Consider the following 4,729-nt stretch of genomic DNA (forward strand, 5'->3'; position numbering starts at 1 on the left):
GGTTCCGGCGCGGCTCGTCCGACCTCGGTGGCACTGGTCAGCCTCCCGCGCCCTGGCTGGTGACCGACGGCTGGCCGGTCGCCGGCTTCGGCACGCCGATGGTCTTGCCGTCCGGCATCCGGATGTACGCCGGCTCGCCGGCGTCCACCAGACCCAGCCGACGCGCCTCGGCGGTCAGGTTGCCCGGCGCCTTGTACTCGGTGATCTGCTTGTCCAGCTGCTGCTTCTCCAGGTCCAGTCGGGCCTGCTGCTGCTGCAGCTTCTCCAGCCGGAACGCGTTCTCATTGATCTTGGTGTTGACCGCCAGGATGCCGAGCACCCCGCCGACCACCAGCACCACGATCAGCGCCGCGAACGGCGCACGCGGCACCGACACCGGCGGTGGCGGCGCCACCCGCAGCCGAGGCGAGCGAGCGGTCGCCGCGACGCTGGCCTTCTCGGCCGGACGCAGCGCGGCGCTGCCCTGGGTCGGGAACTCGCGCGCCCCCCGGGCGCGAGCCTCCCCCTGCCGGTTGACTCGATCGATGCGTGGCGTACCGTTCCCCACGCGCGGGGCTCGCTCCGCCGCGGTCCGGCCCCCCGACCGCGGTGCGCGCTGCCCGCCGCCGGTGACGTCCCGGCGGTCGCGCTTGTCAATGTTCATGTCCCCTCCCCCTCTACATCCGTCCCTCTGCCGTCCCGGTGCCCCTGATCCCCCACGGATCAGGCTGACCCAGTGCCCGGTTGGTGCATCCCCTTCACCCTGCGGCGGGACCGTTCGCGGTCGGTCCGCGCCTGTTCTGTCGCGTTCGGGTCGAGTCGAACCGCTGCCCGCAACCGCACCGAAGCGGCGCGCGGGTTCGCGGCGACCTCCTCCTCCCCGGGCAGTTCGGCGCCCCGGCTGAGCAGCCGGAACGTCGGACCGGACCCGGGCAGCTCAACCGGGAGGTCGATCGGGCCCTTACTGCGGACCCGGTCCGCGAGCGCCGCCTTGGTGAGCCGGTCCTCCAGCGAGTGGTAGGACAGGACCACCATGCGACCGCCCACGGTCAGAGCGTCGAGCGCGGACGGCAGCGCCGTCTCCAGCGCTGCCAGCTCTCTGTTTACCTCGATCCGTAAAGCCTGAAACGTTCTCTTTGCCGGGTGTCCGCCCGTTCGTCGCGCTGGTGCCGGAATGGAGTCCCGGACCAGCTCCGCCAGCCGCGCGGACGAGGTGATCCGGGCGCGCTCGCGCTCGCGGATGATCGCCGAGGCGATCCGGCCGGCGAACTTCTCCTCGCCGTACACCCGCAGCACCCGGGCCAGATCCGGATGGGCGTACGTGTTGACCACCTCTTCGGCGGTCACCCCCCGCGTCTGGTCCATCCGCATGTCCAGCGGCGCGTCCTGCGCGTACGCGAACCCGCGGTCAGGCGCGTCCAGTTGCAGCGACGAGACACCCAGGTCGAACAGGATCCCGTCGATGCCCGGATAGCCCAGCCGCTCCAGCACCTCGGGCAGCTCGTCGTAGACGGCGTGCTCCAGGTGCACCCGGTCGGCGAACCGCGCCAGCCGGACCCGCGCGTGAGCGAGCGCCTCGGTGTCCCGGTCGAGCCCGATCAGGACCGTCTCCGGGTGTGCCTCCAACACCGCCTCCGCGTGCCCGGCCAGGCCGAGCGTCGCGTCGACGTGCACCGTCCGGCCGCCTCGACCCAGCGCGGGGGCCAGCAGCTCGAGACACCGCTCGAGCAGCACCGGCACGTGCGTGCCGCGCAACTCCCCCATGTCGACCCCCACTGGTTGAAACGTCCGTTCTTCTCGCGCGCCTGCCGTGGCGACGGCGCTGCCGTCGTACCGCCAGATCCCCATCCGCTCCCGCCGGACACCGGACGCTCGCCCGATGACTGGATCGTGCGCCTGGCACCGGGGAAGGGGTGCCAGGAACTCGAAAGCGGCTGGAGATCTCGCAGTACGTCGGGCGCCGTTCCGCCCTACAGACCGCCGGGCAGCACCCCCTCCTCGATGTCGGCGAAGTCGTCTTCGCTCTCGGCGAGGTAGGTCTCCCAGGCGACCTTGTCCCAGATCTCCACCCGTGTGCTCGCGCCGATGACCACCAGGTCACGGTCGAGCGCCGCGTACTCCCGAAGGTGTGCCGGAATCGTCACGCGGCCCTGCTTGTCCGGCACCTCGTCGTGCGCGCTGGCGAAGAAGACCCGGCTGTAGGCCCGGGCCGCCTTGTGCGTCATCGGCTGCGCGCGCAACTGCTCCGCGATCCGCTGGAACTCGGGTGTCGGAAAGACATAGAGGCAACGATCCTGCCCTTTGGTGACCACGACACCCCCCGCCAGCTCATCCCGGAACCTGGCCGGAAGGATCAACCGGCCTTTGTCGTCCAGGCGCGGAGTATGGGTGCCGAGGAACATCCGGCCCTACCCCCTCGCCCTTGAGCGGCGTTCGCGGCGCCGCTGACCCCCCGGGCCGGTGAGCCCTCCCGGCCTCACCATTGGGCCCCACCTTACTCCACTTCCCTCCACCTGCAACCAGATTCGCCCGCGTGGCGCGGCCGATTCACGCGCAAAACCGCACGTCACACGGGGTGGAGCGGAGTGGAGGGCCGGAGCCCTCCCCCGGCGTGGTCCGCTTTCCGACATAGATCGACTCCGTCCGGTGGAGCGCGAACCGCCCACCCGCGCGGATGCCACGGCCGAACGGTTCACCGTCGGCGGCGATCTGGTGAAGCGGGCGGTCCGGTAACCTCGCTCGCGTGACGGACGCGAAAATGCCCCTACGGGCCAAGGTGGCCAGCTCCGTGTCACGGACCGCCGCGGCGCTCTCCCGGGCCGCCGGCCGTGGCGACGGATCGGTGATCGGCGGATGGATCGGGCTGAAGATCGACCCGGAGCTGCTGGCGCACCTGTCGGCCGGACGCGCCATCGCGCTCGTCTCCGGCACCAACGGCAAGACGACCACCACCCGGTTGACCGCCGCCGCGGTCGGCGTGCTCGGCCGGGTCGCCACCAACTCCTTCGGCGCCAACATGCCCAGCGGGCACACCTCGGCGCTGGCCAAGGCCGGCAGCACCCCGTACGCGGTGCTGGAGGTCGACGAGCACTACCTCGCCCAGGTGCTGGAGTCGACCGAGCCGCACGTGGTCGCGCTGCTGAACCTCTCCCGCGATCAGCTGGACCGGGCCAAGGAGGTCGCCATGATGGCGCAGCTCTGGCGCGCGGCGCTGGTCCGGCACACCGACGTACGGGTGGTGGCCAACGCCGACGACCCGCTGGTGGTCTGGGCCGCCACCCCGCCGGGCGACCCCGCCCGGGGCATCAACCCGCCGCACGTGACCTGGTTCAGTGCCGGTCAGCGCTGGCACGACGACTCCTGGGTCTGCCCGGAGTGCGGCTCCACGATCCAGCGCTCGGGCGACCAGTGGTGGTGCACCGGCTGCCCGCTGCGCCGACCGGAGCCGAACTGGGTCGTCGAGGACGAGGGCGTGCTCGACCCCACCGGCGCCTGGCACAAGGTCTCCCTCCAGCTGCCCGGCAAGGTCAACCTCGGCAACGCGGCGACCGCGCTGGCCGTGGCGGCCGAGTTCGGCGTACGCCCGGTCGACGCGGTGTCCCGCCTCGGCATCGTCACCTCGGTGGCCGGCCGTTACGCGCAGGTCGACAAGGACGGCCGCAACATCCGGCTGCTGCTGGCCAAGAACCCGGCCAGTTGGTTGGAGGCCTTCGACATGGCCGACGACGCGCCGACCCTGCTCTCCATCAACGCGCGCGACCCCGACGGTCTGGACACCTCCTGGCTCTACGACGTCGACTTCGCCCCGCTGCGCGGCCGGCAGGTGTTGATCACCGGCGACCGGGCCTACGACCTGGCGGTCCGACTGGACGTCAACGACGTACCGTTCCAGCACGTGCGCACCTTCGACGACGCGATCCGGTCGGTCCCGCCCGGGCGACTGGAGGTCATCGCGAACTACACCGCGTTCCAGGACATCCGAGCGGAGTTGGACCGTGTCATCTGAGAGCCTGCGCATCGTCTGGATCTACCCCGACCTGCTGTCCACCTACGGCGACCGGGGCAACGCCCTGATCCTCGCCCGACGGGCCCGCCAACGCGGCATGCCGGTCGAGGTGCTGGAGGTCCGCTCCGACCAGCGGCTGCCCGCGACCGCCGACATCTACCTGGTCGGCGGTGGCGAGGACGGCCCGCAGGCGTTGGGCGCCCAGCGGCTGATCGCCGACGGCGGTCTGCACCGGGCGGTCGCCCAGGGGTCTGTGGTGTTCGGCGTGTGTGCCGGTTACCAGCTGCTCGGCACCTCCTTCTTCGCCAAGGGTGTGCAGTGTCGCGGGCTGGAGCTGCTGGACCTGCAGTCCGACCGGGGCGAGAGCCGGGCCGTCGGCGAGCTGGCCGGTGAGATCGACCCCCGACTGGGCCTGCCCCCGCTGACCGGTTTCGAGAACCACGGCGGTCGCACCCATCTCGGTCCGGAGGTCGCCCCGCTGGCCCGGGTCACCACCGGGGTCGGCAACGACGGCGCCACCGAGGGCGCGTGGCGTGGCAAGCTGCTGGGCACCTACTCGCACGGCCCGGCCCTGGCCCGCAACCCGGCCCTGGCCGACCTGCTGCTGCGCTGGGCCACCGGGGCACACCAGCTGCCGCCGCTGGACGACACCTGGTCCGACCGGCTGCGCAACGAGCGCCGCGCCGCAGTGGCCCCCGCCCGGGCATGATCCGAGCCGTCCGGCGGCTGCTCCGGCAGCCGTCG

General features: G+C 71.9%; 5 protein-coding genes. 2 read left to right on the forward strand and 3 right to left on the reverse strand.

Annotated elements, in window-relative coordinates:
* Positions 1–37: 37 nt before the first annotated feature.
* The 3 genes from AB0J68_RS27620 to mraZ all read right to left on the reverse strand — a co-directional run bounded on the left by AB0J68_RS27620 (position 38) and on the right by mraZ (position 2,381).
* The gene (locus AB0J68_RS27620; protein ID WP_363941271.1) at positions 38–643 is read right to left on the reverse strand and encodes a hypothetical protein; all 606 of its coding nucleotides are present in this window, start codon (positions 641–643) and stop codon (positions 38–40) included.
* A gap of 59 nt (positions 644–702) precedes the next feature.
* A complete protein-coding gene (rsmH, locus tag AB0J68_RS27625; protein ID WP_355066914.1) occupies positions 703–1,743 on the reverse strand; it encodes a 16S rRNA (cytosine(1402)-N(4))-methyltransferase RsmH in 1,041 nt (346 codons plus the stop codon).
* Positions 1,744–1,949: 206 nt separating this feature from the next.
* Positions 1,950–2,381 (reverse strand): division/cell wall cluster transcriptional repressor MraZ, encoded by a 432-nt coding sequence (gene mraZ / locus AB0J68_RS27630; RefSeq protein WP_355066874.1) that lies wholly within the window; start codon positions 2,379–2,381, stop codon positions 1,950–1,952.
* A gap of 356 nt (positions 2,382–2,737) precedes the next feature.
* Here mraZ and AB0J68_RS27635 point away from each other — a divergent pair, with 356 nt between their 5' ends.
* Together AB0J68_RS27635 and AB0J68_RS27640 are read left to right on the forward strand one after the other, a co-directional pair.
* Positions 2,738–3,985 (forward strand): MurT ligase domain-containing protein, encoded by a 1,248-nt coding sequence (locus tag AB0J68_RS27635; protein ID WP_354856178.1) that lies wholly within the window; start codon positions 2,738–2,740, stop codon positions 3,983–3,985.
* Positions 3,975–4,694, forward strand: coding sequence for a glutamine amidotransferase (locus AB0J68_RS27640; RefSeq protein WP_354856127.1), 720 nt, complete (start codon positions 3,975–3,977; stop codon positions 4,692–4,694). The genes AB0J68_RS27635 and AB0J68_RS27640 overlap by 11 nt, the downstream gene beginning before the upstream one ends.
* Positions 4,695–4,729 lie beyond the last annotated feature (35 nt).

The sequence above is a fragment of the Micromonospora sp. NPDC049580 genome (assembly GCF_040675595.1).
Taxonomy (GTDB): domain Bacteria; phylum Actinomycetota; class Actinomycetes; order Mycobacteriales; family Micromonosporaceae; genus Micromonospora.